Source organism: Vibrio sp. 10N.286.51.E5, from assembly GCF_041469125.1.
Taxonomy (GTDB): domain Bacteria; phylum Pseudomonadota; class Gammaproteobacteria; order Enterobacterales; family Vibrionaceae; genus Vibrio; species Vibrio crassostreae_C.
Window position 1 is genome coordinate 32,860 of record NZ_JBFRJZ010000027.1, and the last position, 15,421, is coordinate 48,280.

12 protein-coding genes and 1 pseudogene are annotated in these 15,421 nt (G+C 45.1%); 6 read left to right on the plus strand and 7 right to left on the minus strand.

The window, feature by feature from the left end:
- Positions 1 to 156: 156 nt before the first annotated feature.
- Positions 157 to 504 carry a DUF3316 domain-containing protein gene (locus AB4161_RS10760; RefSeq protein WP_372083319.1) on the plus strand — a complete coding sequence of 116 codons (348 nt, stop codon included), beginning with the start codon at positions 157 to 159 and terminating at the stop codon, positions 502 to 504.
- Positions 505 to 679: 175 nt separating this feature from the next.
- Here the strand turns inward: AB4161_RS10760 and AB4161_RS10765 are convergent, their stop codons facing one another.
- Complete coding sequence (locus AB4161_RS10765; RefSeq protein WP_136982581.1) at positions 680 to 2,317, minus strand: methyl-accepting chemotaxis protein; 1,638 nt, start codon at positions 2,315 to 2,317, stop codon at positions 680 to 682.
- A 259-nt stretch (positions 2,318 to 2,576) separates the two neighbouring features.
- Here AB4161_RS10765 and AB4161_RS10770 point away from each other — a divergent pair, with 259 nt between their 5' ends.
- Positions 2,577 to 3,002, plus strand: coding sequence for a DUF3010 family protein (locus AB4161_RS10770; protein ID WP_017061669.1), 426 nt, complete (start codon positions 2,577 to 2,579; stop codon positions 3,000 to 3,002).
- A 105-nt stretch (positions 3,003 to 3,107) separates the two neighbouring features.
- On the opposite strand, the gene AB4161_RS10775 is transcribed toward AB4161_RS10770, so the two are convergent.
- Positions 3,108 to 4,007 carry a DMT family transporter gene (locus tag AB4161_RS10775; protein WP_136982575.1) on the minus strand — a complete coding sequence of 300 codons (900 nt, stop codon included), beginning with the start codon at positions 4,005 to 4,007 and terminating at the stop codon, positions 3,108 to 3,110.
- Positions 4,008 to 4,131: 124 nt separating this feature from the next.
- On the opposite strand from AB4161_RS10775, the gene AB4161_RS10780 reads away from it, so the two are divergent.
- A complete protein-coding gene (locus AB4161_RS10780) occupies positions 4,132 to 5,559 on the plus strand; it encodes a PLP-dependent aminotransferase family protein (RefSeq protein WP_372083320.1) in 1,428 nt (475 codons plus the stop codon).
- Positions 5,560 to 5,673: 114 nt separating this feature from the next.
- Here AB4161_RS10780 and AB4161_RS10785 read toward each other — a convergent pair whose 3' ends face one another.
- The 3 genes and pseudogenes from AB4161_RS10785 to AB4161_RS10795 all read right to left on the minus strand — a co-directional run bounded on the left by AB4161_RS10785 (position 5,674) and on the right by AB4161_RS10795 (position 8,253).
- Positions 5,674 to 6,222 carry a carboxymuconolactone decarboxylase family protein gene (locus tag AB4161_RS10785; RefSeq protein WP_372083321.1) on the minus strand — a complete coding sequence of 183 codons (549 nt, stop codon included), beginning with the start codon at positions 6,220 to 6,222 and terminating at the stop codon, positions 5,674 to 5,676.
- A gap of 236 nt (positions 6,223 to 6,458) precedes the next feature.
- A pseudogene (locus tag AB4161_RS10790) lies at positions 6,459 to 7,017 on the minus strand (GNAT family N-acetyltransferase).
- Positions 7,018 to 8,253, minus strand: a complete 1,236-nt coding sequence (locus tag AB4161_RS10795; protein ID WP_372083322.1) for a MerR family transcriptional regulator — start codon at positions 8,251 to 8,253, stop codon at positions 7,018 to 7,020. It abuts the pseudogene before it with no gap.
- Positions 8,254 to 8,743: 490 nt separating this feature from the next.
- Here AB4161_RS10795 and AB4161_RS10800 point away from each other — a divergent pair, with 490 nt between their 5' ends.
- A complete protein-coding gene (locus AB4161_RS10800; protein WP_372083341.1) occupies positions 8,744 to 9,907 on the plus strand; it encodes an amino acid permease in 1,164 nt (387 codons plus the stop codon).
- Between the two features lie 121 nt (positions 9,908 to 10,028).
- Here AB4161_RS10800 and AB4161_RS10805 read toward each other — a convergent pair whose 3' ends face one another.
- Complete coding sequence (locus AB4161_RS10805) at positions 10,029 to 12,008, minus strand: methyl-accepting chemotaxis protein (RefSeq protein WP_372083323.1); 1,980 nt, start codon at positions 12,006 to 12,008, stop codon at positions 10,029 to 10,031.
- Between the two features lie 494 nt (positions 12,009 to 12,502).
- Between AB4161_RS10805 and AB4161_RS10810 the strand changes: the two genes are divergently transcribed.
- Together AB4161_RS10810 and AB4161_RS10815 are read left to right on the plus strand one after the other, a co-directional pair.
- A complete protein-coding gene (locus AB4161_RS10810) occupies positions 12,503 to 12,676 on the plus strand; it encodes a hypothetical protein (RefSeq protein ID WP_372083324.1) in 174 nt (57 codons plus the stop codon).
- Positions 12,677 to 12,815: 139 nt separating this feature from the next.
- Positions 12,816 to 13,400 carry a TetR/AcrR family transcriptional regulator gene (locus AB4161_RS10815; protein ID WP_017064940.1) on the plus strand — a complete coding sequence of 195 codons (585 nt, stop codon included), beginning with the start codon at positions 12,816 to 12,818 and terminating at the stop codon, positions 13,398 to 13,400.
- 125 nt (positions 13,401 to 13,525) lie between these two features.
- On the opposite strand, the gene AB4161_RS10820 is transcribed toward AB4161_RS10815, so the two are convergent.
- Positions 13,526 to 15,391 (minus strand): fructose-specific PTS transporter subunit EIIC, encoded by a 1,866-nt coding sequence (locus AB4161_RS10820; protein ID WP_372083325.1) that lies wholly within the window; start codon positions 15,389 to 15,391, stop codon positions 13,526 to 13,528.
- Between the last annotated feature and the right edge of the window lie 30 nt (positions 15,392 to 15,421).

Here is a 15,421-nt window from a genome sequence, read left to right on the forward strand (position 1 = left end):
ATCAGTGTCACCTTGCTTGATATGCGCTGTGCATTAATCTTCGGCACCTATAGTCATTCCCTTACAGAACCATATTTTTGTCCTAACATTAACCTCATCCCCTATTGCTAGGGTGAGAATATCTAAAACACTGGTACAACAAAGTAAGGTATCCCTTTGAAGAAGTTAATCATACTTGCATCAACTCTTGTACTCAGCACCACTGCGTTTGCAGCAACTAAAACAACAATTCAAGAAACAACGCTAAAATCTGATACATTTGTTACTGAAACGGAAGCATACGATGCAGGCACCAACCTTATGGATGAGTTACGCGCAAAAACACCTTTTGAGCTTTCAAGAGAACTGCCACAGTTCCAACAGACAACCAAATACGATTCGTTCAAGATTGATGACGCGAATATGGAAGTGAAGAAAATCACTAACATGAGCGGTGACATTCATTACCAAGCGAACGTAAAAGTTGACTACCGTTACACATACAAAGACGGTCGCAGCAGCTAACACCGAATGATTGATCAGGTCTAAAAACTGATCACCTAGTCAAAAGACTGATCACCTAGTCAAAAAGAAAGCCCGCACTCATAGAGTGCGGGCTTTTTTGTCGTTCACCGCTGATTAATGGGACTCAATACGAGCAACCATTATCAGCTCATATTCGTCTGTCTAATTTTGAAAATTACACTTCAAACTGAGACACAAGGCTATCTAGCGCTTCACACTGTTCAGCCAATGCCATACATGCATTTTCTGCGCTGCTTGCCATCTCAACCATTTGCATGGTGCTTTCAGCGATGCGTTGAACATTCTTATTCACTTCTTCAGACACTTGAGACTGTTGCGAAGCCGCCGTAGCAATTTGTGTGTTCATGTCATTCATCTTGCCAATTGAGTTACGAATCTCACTCAATGAAGATGCTGCAGTTCCTGCTTGAACAATGGTTTTCTCGCCACTCACTTTGCTTTCAGTCATCACACCAACCGCGTGTTTAGCACCCACTTCTAAGCGTTCAATCATTGATTGGATTTCGCCAGTGCTGTCTTGAGTTTTACTCGCAAGCGCTCGAACTTCATCAGCCACAACCGCAAAGCCACGGCCTTGTTCACCCGCTCGTGCCGCTTCAATAGCCGCATTCAAAGCAAGTAGGTTGGTTTGTTCTGCAATACCTTTGATCACGCCAAGGATTGAGGCGATGTTCTTCACGTCTGTATCTAGTTCTTGAACCACACCACCCGCGTTCTCGATATCTTGCGCAAGGCGTTCAATCGAAGTAACAGTTAAGCCAAGCGTAGTATCGGCCGATTCCACTTCATGGTTTGCAACGTTACTTGCGGTTGCCGCATCTAATGCGTTACCACTCACCACTTCACTGGTTGCTTGCATTTCATGAACTGCAGCCGCGACCACTTCACTTTCTCGCTGTTGATTAGACGAGAATTCAGCAACACTTTGCGTGAGTGATTTGATGTTTTCCATCTCGCCACGTACTGCGTTCGATGTGAGAATAACTTGCTCCACGGTGACATGGATCTTGCCAACAAACTGGTTAAAAGCAGAACTCAAACGAGCGATCTCGTCATTACCTTCGACCTTCATACGTTGAGACAAGTTACCGTCGCCCGATGCGATCTCATTCATCGCTTTCTCTACGTTCTGGATTGGCTGAACGATAAAGCGATTCGATAACCACATAGCGAAAAATGCAGCGAAAACAGCAACGGCCATACCTACTTCAATGATCAATTTGCTTGATTCAATAGAGTCATCGGCTTGCTGGCGAAGCTCTTTCTGTTTCAATTCGATCAGAGTTCGGATATCGCGCAATTGAGTACGAATGATCGCAAACTCTGCGTCAAGCGCTGGTGAGTAATCAATATTGTATTGGTCTGCGTTTGCCGGATCAGCGAACATTGGCTCGTGCAGTGCCACCCACTTGCTCATCGCGTTAACAAGCTTTGATAACTCGCCACGTGAAGATGGATCCAACACGCCCGCTTGATACAAGGTTTCGACACTTTCAAAACGAGGAACCGCTTTGTAAGCGTTGTCTTTAAATTCAAATTTTTGGTACTCAATCGCCGCTTGGTCTTTCGAGAGTAATAGACCTTGAGCCGAAGCGATAACTTGATAAATGTCACGATACCCATCTTCCAAATTGTCTAACACGGGCTGAACCACATTATTGAGCTCATTATTAATCGCAGCTTGAGCATTTGATCTGATAACGTTGAGCACAGTAACGGTAGAAAAAACAATCACAATCACCAACAGCGGGATCGCGATTTTACTCTTAATCGAAAGATTATTGATATTCATTGGGATTAATAACCACACTTCAAATAGGGATGCGCGCGCAATATACAGCACACATATAAAATCCCGCTAAGCTTTTGTGAGCTTCATCTCATAGCAAACGATACCGTAAATTCGTGTGATGCTTTTTCAATCAAAGGTTAACTTTCGGCGACTAAAATACTCTCTGATTTAGACTTATTTGCTGCTGATACGCGCAAATACTGGAGAAGTGTTAGAAATAACACCATAATGTAGGGCTCTAAAATAAGTAGGTAAGAACATGAAAATTTGTGGTGTTGAAATCAAAGGTAACGATGCAGTCATCTGTCTTCTTTCTCTGTCAGACGGCGTATTTAACATTCCTGATTGCCGAGTTTCTAAGGTTGCGATTAGCGACGCAAACGACACACAGAATATGAAAGACTTTCAATTCTCTTTTGCAAAGTTAATGGAAGATTACCAAGTAGAAAAAGTTGTAATTCGCCAACGTCAGACTAAAGGCAAATTTGCTGGCGGTGGTTTCGGCTTCAAACTTGAAGCAGCAATTCAGCTAATCGACGGCCTAGATGTAACCGTTGTGTCTCCAGCTGAAATCAAAGAGAGCCTTAAGCGTAACCCTCTAATGATGAAGTTCAAAGAAACTGGCCTTAAGCAATACCAAGAAGCACCGTTTACAACGGCTTACGCTTGTTTGATGAAACGCTAGTCATCAATCGCTAGCGAAAAAATGAGTAAAAAAAGAGCCTGCATTGTCAGGCTCTTTTTGGTTTCTAGTCATCGACTTTAAGTAGAGTGAGTTTTGGTATACAAACTACCGCTGTAACACTGTTCGTCTGCGAACCTTAATCCATTCTGGCTTCCTCACCACCAAATAAACTGCAGCTGCCGACAACGCAAAGCCCATTGCGCCATAGATGTCGAACGACTCACCGAAAATAAGCCAAGCTTGAATTGCTGTCGTCGGTGGAACTAAGTAAAACACTGAGGCCACACTTGAAGATGCACCGTGTTCTACCATGTAAAGCAACAATAATATGGCAACACAAGACAGAACAACCACCAGCCAGATTAGAGTTAGCGTGAATTCTACAGTCCAGTTTACCTGCATGGTTTCATAGCGCATTGCGAACGGCAGAAACAACGCCGCAGAAGCCAAGTATTGCACCATCGCACCGCCGACCATATCTGTCCCCTGACAGAAGCGCTTCTGATACAGAGTGCCGCAGGTAATACCCACCAAAGAAACCAAACACAATAATGTTGCCAAGCCTTTTTGGTCGTCTGACTGCCATTCAATATTACCCATCAACACCAAACTAATACCCGCAAAACCAAGCGCTAATCCCAACCACTGTGCAAAATTAAAACGCTGCGAAGTACAGCTGATCATAATCAAGGCGGTCAGAATCGGTTGTAAGCCAACAAGTAGAGAGCTCAACCCGGCGGGCATACCCATATCAATCGCCAGATAGGTGCCACCAAGGTAGAAACCATGAATCAAGATGCCAACCACACTTGCGTGGAAGAATGCTCGACCACGAGGAATACGACGCTTAAGGATTGCAATCAAAACCAAGAACAGCGCCACGTTGGCCACCATCCTCAATGAAAGTAATGTTGCGGGTTCCGCGTATTCCACACCAAGACGTGCGCCGACAAAACCTGACGACCACAATATTACAAACACAAACGGAATCATTTTAATCAGCATTACAAACCTCTGGTCAACTATTCATCAATGCTGTTACCTTAGTTGGGTACAGATAACTAATAAAGATACAGATATAACACTTTGAATGGTTACAGATTGAGAGTGAGCAACGAGGGAGAAAAACGTGGAAGCAGAACTCAGCGGCAATAAATACCTTGCTACCGAACAACATATTAAGGCTCAGATCGATAAGGGGCTCTTTCATCCAGACGATCGCCTTCCCTCGATCCGCCAGTTAAGCGAACAGCTTGGCGTAAGCAAAAATACCGTAATTCGCGCCTATCAAGAACTGGAAGCCACAGGCTGGGTTTATTCAGTACCTAAATCTGGCTATCGCGTGAAAGCACCGAACACCACCAGCTGGGATGCATCAAGCCAACCTCAAAAAGTCGATCTGTTGTCTGTCACCAAATCGGTACTCTCTCGTCCAAAAGGTCGCCTGAAACTGTTGGCAGGCTCCGCGCACCCGAACATCAACAATCCTGCGATTCGTAGCTTGTATGCCGAGATTGGCCGTCACAGTCGATTACAAACTCAGCTTCCCGGTTATTACCAATTACCCCCCGGCGACGAGCAATTAGTAAAGCAATTGTTAAAGATCACTCATGATCTTGGTGTGCCTGCGGGATCGAAAGAGATTGCAATTACTCATGGTGCTCAACAGGCGATCAGTCTAGCTTTGCGTGCGCTCACCAAGCCCGGCGACATCGTGGCGGTCGAGTCGCCCTGTTATTTCGGTAATCTACTTTTACTTGAATCACTTGGATTGCAAGCCCTTGAAATCCCAAGCAGCGTTAGCCACGGTATTGATATACCATCACTACAAAGTGCGTTGTGCAAATGGGAAGTGAAAACCTTACTGCTAACGCCAAACTTTACCAATCCAACCGGTTCACGGATGCCATTGGCGAATCGAAAAGCATTACTGGAGATCACCGGATCTTTGCCGATTATCGAAGACGATGTGTTCGGTAGTTTGGCATTCGATACACCGATTGCGAGCTTGAAAGAGCTGGATGACCAAGACCGTGTCATCTACGTGAACTCACTATCCAAGACTTTAGACTCACGCTTGCGAATCGATTGGTTACTTTCTGGGCGCTATCAGCCCTTGGTTGAAAAGTACCTTTTATGTGACAACATGGGCAGCTCAAACCTCATGCAATCCGCGGTGGGTCAATTCCTCACTACCGGTAAATATCGCAGTCATTTATCCAAAATGAAACGCCTCTACCAAACCAATCAAAAACAGTTCCAAAGTTTGTTAATTCAAGCTCTGGATAGTTACCCGCACCTTGTCGGACACTACCACCTATCAAAGCCGGAAGGCTCATTTCTCAACTGGATAACACTGCCTGAGTCGGTCGACAGCTATGCCGTCTATCAAGACTGCTTAAAGCATAAGTTGGGGATTTTACCCGGTACAGTGTTTGGGACCAATGACCAATACAAACACTGCTTGCGCTTCACTGTCGCTAACATTGAGGAGAGCAAAGAGTGGAAAGAAGGGATTGTGACGCTGGCGAAGATAATAGCTAAGCACGTACGTTAGGTTACCTTTCTAATTACCATTTAGACCAAAACAACAAAGCCCCATTCAACTGAGTGGGGCTTTCATCATTATCATATCTTGAGTTGCTTAAATACGATGGTTAGTTAAATACGATTACCCTTGCCAAGCGAACTGTTCAAAAACTTTGTCGACTGGCGTTTTAGCAACGTGGTTTACGTAATTACTGATCACTTTCTGAGACAGGCCAAGAATCACTTCTAGCACTTGTTGCTGACCGTAGCCCGCTTCGAAAAATGCTGCCATTTCACTTTCAGGCACATTGCCGCGGTTACGTACCATGCTCAGCGTAAAATCATGCAGGGCTTGCAGCTTTTCAGTGGGTAAATCTGTGCGATTACGCAGTGCTTCGGTGATTGCAGGATCGACCTTCATTGAATGTGCAATGCCAGTGTGTGCAGGAACGCAGTAGTGGCATTCGTGTTCAACGTTGATGGTTTGCCAAACAACCGTTAGCTCTTCAGCATCGAAAGATGAGTCACTAAACGCCTGATGAAGCTGAGTGTAAGCCTTAAGTGTGTTTGGAGATTCAGCCAACACACCAGACAAGCCCGGCACTCTGCCCATCTGCTTTTTAGCGCCCTCAAGAATAGGTTGGCTTTGCTCTGGCGCGGATTCTACTGAGTGAATTTTGAAGTTGCTCATTGCTCTATCCCTATCAATTTTCGGTTCTAAAGTTATTCAATCACGGAGCAATTAATGAATGTTCTCCGTTGGTGTGAAAACAATATAGATCAAACAAGAACGATCGTTCAAGTGTTATTTTGAACACTCGTTCAGACTGTACATTGAAGCCTGATGGATATCTTTTGTTCATAACGAGAAAGCCCAACAGGCAACACCTGATGGGCTTTCTCTTTTTCTCAATTTTTTGCAAGCGGCTACCAATATTCTGCGTGAGCCAAGCCTTTAACACAACTCGACTTGCCACTTGTTACTTTGATTTCACCACCAGTTAACGATTGAGCCAACCAACCGTGAGGGAAACTCAATTCAAAGGGCGCTGGGACCTGCTCAACGGTAATTTGCCCAAAGCCCACTTTTGAATAGTAGTCAGGATCACCGTACGTCACTGCAAGCTCAATACCCTGCTCTTTTAGGAGCTGCAAACCGGAGTTAATCAGGCGCTGACCAATACCACGCTTTTGCACCTGAGTGCTCACCGCGACTGGCGAAAGCAAATATGCCTTGGTTTCATCGTCAAATGAAAGCGACGTAAAGATAATCGAGCCTACAATCGTACTATCCGCATCCGACTCACTAGAATCATCTTCAACAACAAAGCAAAATAGCTCTGTCGGGGCTGTAGTCGTTAAAAGGTCGTTGGCAAGCATACCCACGGTTTTACCTTCGTTCTCGCCTTCTGAATCCGTAAAGGTTTGAGTGAAAACTTGAGTGATCGTTTGAATTATATTGCCTAAATTTCATGGTGTTACTCATTTACTTTAATTTCTTGAGCACAAAGAACTGATAATCAAAATCACGTTGTTCAGAACCTTTCGAAGGCTCTTGACCCAAACCGTTCTTTGATGTGCTGCTATCGAAAAATTGTTTAACTTCATTGTCGCAATCGACGAGCGCTTTTGAGTTCGGCATCGTTGCTTTAAGCGCTTCTATTCGCTTTTGAAAGGGCTGGTAATACGCAAGCCAACCAGCGTCACTCATTGCAAAGTGATCCAAAACTTCATAACCCGCTGCTTTTGCCTGTTTAATACGCTCGGAAACCGTCGTCATGTCCGGGTACTCTTTCTGCCAGAACGCTTTGCTCGATTCGTTAGGTTGTTCGGTATTCCACACCAAATCATTAACGACCAATATGCCGTCATCACTGAGTAAATTTCGCCACTGCTTTAGCGCCTTTTCAACACCCATGATGTAAGCGCTGCCTTCCGACCAAATTAGGTCAAACGACTTAGCTTCAAACGGCAGATCCATCATGCTCGCGCATACGGTTTTGACGTTGCTTTCTAAGCCAAGAACCTGTGCTTGCTGAGTCAGAACATCTAAACTCGGTTGATCATTATCTACCGCCGTTATTTGCACATCCACTTGATGTTCTACTAAGGCTTTCGTTAACACAGAGGTGGCAATACCTTTACCACAACCGATCTCAAGCACACGTTTAGGAGAAACCGAAACGTGTACCAACGCCGCTAAAGTATCTTCCGCTGTTCCTGGCCCTAAACGCTGTAAACCCTCAAAGATCACCTCAAAATCCGCCATGTACTGGTCATGATCGTTCATGTCTTTTGAAAGCCATTTCAGTCGCAGTGCTTGCTTCTCATCAAAGCCTTGCTTAATGAGCCAATCGAGATGCGCATCAGGCGCCACTTTGTCCATCGATTCATGCCAATCTTGCAAACCACTCTCGCCTAACAAGGCCGATAAAAGATCTCTCGAACGCTGTTTCTGAGCGATCTCTTCGTCCAATTGTTCGAGTCGGTTTTGTAACAAGGAGCGGTCAACCTTGGCATCCAAACACGCCTGACACTCTTTCAACGTCAGTCCACCCGCTTGTAACTGCTGCAACAATTTCACACGCTGCAAGTCGCGTTCGGAATAACTTCGATAACCATTATTGGTGCGTTGAGCTTCTATCAAACCCAACTTTCCATAGTACAAAAGCGTTGAACGGCTCAGGCCAACGAGCTCCGCTAATTCAGATATGCGATACATCCACTTCTCCCTCATTTCAGTAGTAAAGATAAACTATGAAGTTGTAGTCAGGTCAACAGAATTTTCGACACTTTTCTCGTTCTTTACCTATTTACCTTCAAATTGATAAAGCGATCTGAGCGTGTCTTTTACCCATAGAACGGTTAGTCATCGACATTGCCTGAACGGGATTCAGGAAAGGAGAAGTATTAAACTTGATGAATTGAAAACAATTAGCTCATAAACATACTTCTTTTTAACTGAATTTTGCCAATTTCTAAATCATTCAATAATGGACGAACGTTAACTAAACGATAAATAAACTCACCGAGTGAATACTTAAATCAACCACACATATACACCAGAAATTCCTGCTTAAATTTTTTAGAAAAATTCAAAATTTATTAAAAATTAACCCCTAACTTTACTGAGTATTTTGTTAGTCTTGGAAACAATTATTTACAATCCAAACAAAATTTAATTGGATCGCTTGAGGTTGTTTTTCTTGAATATGAAATTATTCGGCAGTTCTTTGATTCTGTCAGGAACTGCATTAGGGGCTGGCATGCTCGCTATTCCCATGGTGTTGGCCCAATTTGGCTTCATGATCAGCTCAGTGCTGATGCTACTTATCTTTATCGGCACCACATACTCTGCACTCCTCCTGGCAGAAGCATGCACTAAAACTAAAGACAACAGTGGCATGAGCAGTGTTGCTTACCTCACTCTGGGCAGCAAAGGTAAACACTTTATCAATGCACTCTTTTACCTGTTGCTAGTATGCATGTTGATCGCTTATATCTTGGGTGTCGGTGACATCATTCATAAGCTACTGCTCGACGTTGGTGTCGATGTATCAGCATCCGTTGCGTATACCATTTTCAGCCTATTGATGGGTGCTATCGTCGTCTCGGGCAAGTCTTATATCGACAAACTGAATCGCGGGCTATTCATCTTGATGGTCGTGATGCTGTTTATCGTTATCGCGTCATTATTTAGCAACATTCGCCTTGATTACCTATCTCAAACCAGCCAATACACGGCCAACGACGTGGTGCAATACAGCGCAGTTATCTTTACTAGCTTTGCCTCTATGGTGGTGATCCCGTCACTGGTTATCTACAACCGTGAAGCAACTCAAAAGCAGATCCGCAATATGATTCTGCTAGGCTCAGTGATTCCATTAATTTGCTACCTAACTTGGTTATTCGCGATTATCGGCAACCTTGGCACAGACGCGATAAGCCAGTTCCACAATATCTCTGAGTTGATCTCTGCGTTCAGCGGCCAATCTGCTTGGTTGAAAGTGGTGATCGCTCTGTTCTCTGCTCTGGCCTTGGTGACTTCTTTCCTCGGCGTGTCGATGGCGCTTTACGACCAAAACAAAGATGCGGTGACCAACAACAAAGCGTTGGCTTATGCGCTAACCTTCATCTTACCTTTGGTATTAGCTGAGCTGTTCGCTAGCCAGTTTGTAAGCATGCTGGACTATGCAGGCATGGTCCTGGTGTTCCTAGCTATCTGGGGCCCACTCGCAATGGTAGTTAAGGTTCGCAGACCTGACTTCCCTCACCTACAAACCGAAGGCAGCTACACAGCAGCCGGTGGCGACACGGCATTAATGGCGACATTTGGTTTTGGTGCGTTGATTTTCGTGTCTTGGTTTATGGGGTAGATCCCCATTGAATGGACTATCTGTTGCCATTTAGAAGACAGCAGATACAAATAGCCCGTTAGTCCTGCTATTAAAAGTAGAGACTAACGGGCATTTTACTTCTTATTGGAGTGCTTGCTAGTTAGCTCTTAAACGTACTCGCAATATCTTTCAATGAAGCTGCTAACTGAGCTTGTTCTTTGGCTGTTGCAGCTATTTGCGTTGCACCTGTCGTAGATTCTGTCGACTTCTGCTCTACTGCCATGACGTTTTGAGCAATATCTTGAGTCACTACCGCTTGCTCTTCGGTAGCGGTTGCGATCTGCTCAGTCATGCTAAAGATCTCGCTCACCGATGCTGAGATACCTTGTAAGGTGTGTTCCACCTCTTTTGAATCCTCAACCGCTTTAGACGACATCTTCTGACTGTTATCAATCACATTAAACGCGGTTTGCACATCAGACTGTAACGAGCTGATGAAACCTTCAATTTCAGCTGTCGACTGCTGAGTACGCTGTGCTAACGTGCGAACTTCATCAGCCACTACCGCAAATCCACGACCTTGCTCACCCGCTCTTGCCGCTTCAATTGCCGCGTTCAATGCTAACAAGTTAGTCTGTTCAGCGACGGACTTAATCACATCAATCACACTGTTGATGTTATTACTGCTCTCGTGTAAGTGCGTGATCTTTTCCGCTAGATCATTAATTTCAGATGCCAGTTTTTCGATAGAGTGGTAAGAGTTTTGAACCGTACTCAAACCTTCTTGAGACTGCTCATCGACCAGTTTAGCGGAACTTGCTGTCTGCTGAGTTTTAGCCGCCACCTCATTTACCGTTGCTGATAACTCTTCTGTCGCCGTCGCAACCAAGCCAATTTGGTCTTGTTGTTGCACTAGCGTGTTCGAATTGTAGTGACAGGTTTGTGAGGTTTCTTCAGCGGCTGAAGCTAAGGTCAGACTCGACTGAGACAGGTTGTCGATAACGTTTGAAAACTTCTCTAGCGTTTCGTTGAGTGCCGAAGAGATCTGTCCAAGCTCGCTGTTGCCAACGAACTTAGCGCGAACTGTTAAGTCGTTGTCATTACGAACCTTAGACAACATCACTGTAAGATCTTTTACTCTCATCGTCAGGTCGCTGATCGCCTTATAGCTCACGAAGGTCGCGAACAAGGTTATCAAAGCAAACAGACCAATACTCATCATCATCGCAGACTGCGCCTCTGACATTTTTTTCTCTGTCAGTGCGATAAGCGACTCTGCTAGGCGGTTTTCTGTTTTCTTTAGCTGAACAATACGAGCGGTAGATTGCGAGAACCAGTACACAGGATCAACATCAAAACCGCTCATCTTAGATTCAGCCAAACCACGAAGCTTTTCTACTTCTGCCACCGAACGATCATTCAATTGCTGTTCAAAGAAACGAACGTTCTCTGGGTTACCCAACACTTCGAAGTTAGAGAAATAAGTATTTTGCTGTGTCACCAAAGAGATGAATCTAACCAACATGCCTGGGCCAAATTCATTTTTAGAGAAGGTGTTGTTGAGAACCGCACGCTCAATACCAGCACGCTCTTTACCTTGCAAAAAGTTGTAGTAAGCGATGGTTTCAGTGGTGATGGCAGCATCAGAGCTAAGCTCAGCAATTAACGCCGATACGCTCAGCAGCTTTGCATTAAGTTTGGTGTAGTAACCCAAAGCCTCAGACAGAGGAATCGATTGAGAATCCACTCGATTTCGAATAGAAGAAAGTTGATTAAGGCTTTGGCTGATCTCTGTATTCAAACGGTTGATCTGTGGCAGTTCGATGTTAGCAGACTGCCAGTAATCGTTTCTTTGGTTGCGTCGGTTGTCAGCACTGGTTCTCTGCGAGGCTAATTCACTGACAAACTTGGTTCCTTGAGAACCAATAAAGCCAGCGGTCATGCCTCGCTCTTTTTGTAACTCATGCACTAACTCACTGTACACAACCGAAAGGCGTGTCAGTTGATTCAATGAGGACATTTCAGTCTTTGTTTCTACGCCTTTGGATATCGCAGAAACACTGAGCCAAAGAAACCCTAAGATCGGTAAAATAAGCAAAGCGATGATTTTTTGCTTAAAAGACATATCGGTTAATTTCATTTTTATTTCCTAGCAGCTAACAAATCTTTTCAGTCATCTAACTCGCACATCCTTAATAAGATGCGCCTCAATTGTGACTGTATAATTATTCAACTTGATCAATGTGCATCAATTACCGTGCCACACAGATCGCGATGCGATGAAGGTAACATTTAACCTTACAAAACTCATTGATTTACCGATAAAACTGTTAGCTAAGCGACCTAACGATACCAAAAACACGTGCAACAACATTTTATTGACGTAAGCGACTGAAATCTGACACACTTTAACTACCCAAAAGGGGTAGACCTGCACCAATTATGTGCTCAGAGAAAACGATATATTCAGAACTAACTGTAGATTCAACGCTCACCAGCGATTGATTCACAACTAACCAACTCCCTATTCTGCGCTGATTAACTGTCTATTCCTCGTTAACTAAATATGTATAATGCCGAATTATTAAAGTAGAGATTCGCAATAAATATGCGACAACAACTGAGAGATATTGTATGGATTGTCCCGCTTGCGAAGAACATATCGGTTGGGAATGGGTAGAAGAAGCGGCCATTGAGCCCAATGAGGAATTCGATTGTCCAGAGTGCGAAGCAATATTGATGTACACCATCGATGAAGGCACCTATTACGGCGCTCAGCACAAGACCGTAGAAGTTATTGATGATTAAGATGATTTCCTGATGATCGGGATGTTTTATTAACTCTTTGATGTTCTAAGCCTGCGCAAAGCAGCTAAACACACCTTTACTAGAACGGGCGTTCAGCATAAAATATTGAACATATGTTCAGATTAATGAAGTAGATGTTATGGCTAAGACCGCTAAGTTCGATAGACAAGACGTAGTAGATAAAGCAACGAACCTGTATTGGGAAAAGGGCTTTCATGCGACTTCTATGCGCAACCTGCAAGACGTGATTGATATGCGTCCGGGCAGCATCTACGCGACGTTCGGCAGCAAAGAAGGTTTGTTTAAAGAGACGCTTGCTCGCTATACCGAACTTGGCATCCTGAATCTGAACCGCTTCCGCAGTGAAACAGACTCTCCAATCAAAGCGCTCGAAAGCTTCGTCAAACGTGCTGTGGTCGAATCAAAACAAAGTTCGCCAAATGGCATGTGTATGCTGGCAAAAACGGTAGCAGAACTGACTGATGAACACGCCGAATTATTAGAAGAAGCAAAGAAATCACTCAAAATCATGGAAGGTGAGTTCGCTAAGCTGATCGCAGAATCACAAGAATTGGGTGAGATAAGCAAAGAGCGTGAACCGACTCAGCTTGCTCGTCATGTTCAGGTTCAAATCGCAGGCCTGCGTACCTACGCCAAAACCTGTGACGATATCGATTTACTCAACTCAATGGTTGAAGACGTATTTAAGTACCACCCTTTTTAGCGTTTGACCTGACTGATTGGGCACAATACACAAAGACTCCACTTTCGCCTTAACAGGTCTGAGCGGAGTCTTTTTAGTTTTGATCTAGTTAACTTTATAGATGATAAACTTTGCGGTTTAAAGAGTTACACCTTTCTCATGATCAACGCCTGAGCATTAAGCATCGCTTCCTTAGTACTGACATCTAAGGTTTTCACGTTCGCAAAGCGTTCCACTTCTTTAATCGCCACATCGTGAGCAAAGATCACCAGCCTCGCCCTTTCAATATCTTTCTGCGTGATACGATTGCCTATTCCGTTGGCACCCTGCGTTTCGACTTTAATCCGAACCCCAAGATGATGCGCCGCCTTTTCTAAGGATTTCGCTGCTAAGAAAGTGTGGGCAACGCCTGACGGACAAGAAGTGATCGCCAATACATCCGCTTGCCCCTCTTCAGTTACCGAGCCACCCGTGAACTGATTAGAATTCGCTTCGCCTTCGACCACGTTCTTTTTCAGCAATATCACAATTAAAGCCGTGGTAAGAGCCCCTGCGAGCGTGCCGACGATATAGCCAATCTTGCCATCCACCACAGGCAACACAATCCAGCCACCCCATGGCGCGTGGTTGACCACATGAAACATAAAGCCAACCACATTACCAACAATGCCACCAGCCACGACAGCAGGCAGTACACGCGCAGGGTCGGCGGCCGCAAAAGGAATCGCACCTTCACTGATGCCGATCATTCCCATGATCCCCGCGGCTTTTCCGGCTTCGCGTTCGTCGCGTTTGAATTTCTTCGGTGATATGAAAGTCGCCAATGCCATACCGAGTGGCGGTGTACAAATTGCTATCCCGACACCGCCCATCAACCATGGCTGAGTATTCACCTGCGTTTGAGCAAACAGCGTGGCTACTTTGTTGATCGGGCCGCCCATATCAAAGGCCGTCATCGCACCCAAAATGCTACCCAACACCACTTTTCCGGAGCCTGCCATGCCAGTGAGCATTTGGTTCATCTCTAGCATCACTTGGGCAATAGGAGAACCAATCACCCACATCACAGCCCCACAGGTGACAAAGGTACCGACTAGTGGATAGATGAAGATAGAGCTCAGCGAGATCATGCTGTCTGGGAGCTTGATCTTCTTGAGTAGATTAACCACAAAGCCCGCGAAGAAGCCGACCACAATCGCACCGAGAAATCCGGTGTTGTATTGATTGACCGCGACCCAAGAACCAATCATGCCCGGTGCTAAACCCGGTTTGTCGGCCATTGAATACGCGATGTAACCACCGAGCACCGCAGTAAACAAAGTCAAACCCGCGATACCCATCTGTGCGATGTCAGCCAGAACGCCACTCTCAGGCACTGCGCCATGACCAGACATCATTACCGACAAAGACAAAAGCACACCACCCGCGACCACGAATGGAATCATGTGTGAGGTGCCGTATAACAAGTGTTCTTTAAGGCGATTAAGAGATTGTGCCCAAGGGCTGAGTGGCTCGACATACACTTCATGATGGCTAGAGGCGTAACTATCGAACGATTCTAAATTGGCTTCGAGAAATAGCTCTTGAGCTTCCTCGACCGACTCCACCGCCTTTAATTTTGTAACAAAGCCATCTTCGATAAGCCTGGTCGAAATCTGAGCCAGTACCTCGATATGGTGGTCGTCGTTGTTGTCTGGTGAAGCGAGCATAAAGAACACATCCGACAGCTCGCCGCCGTCTGCGCCATAATCGATGCCAGAACGGCTGATACCTACCGCCACCGCAGGTTTAGCTACGGCAGCACTTTTCGCGTGTGGAATGGCGATGCCATCGTCAAAGCCAGTATTACCGATGGCTTCACGCTTCCAGATGTCGTCAAGGAATTCACGTTTATTAGAGAGCTTACCGGCACGGTCGAGCAGTTCAACAAGCTCTTCAAATACCGCCTGTTTTGAGTCTGCTTGTAAATCCAAACAGATAATCTCGGGCTCGATAATGTTGGTGATATCCATATGCTGCTCTGCCTCGCCTGATTTCAGACT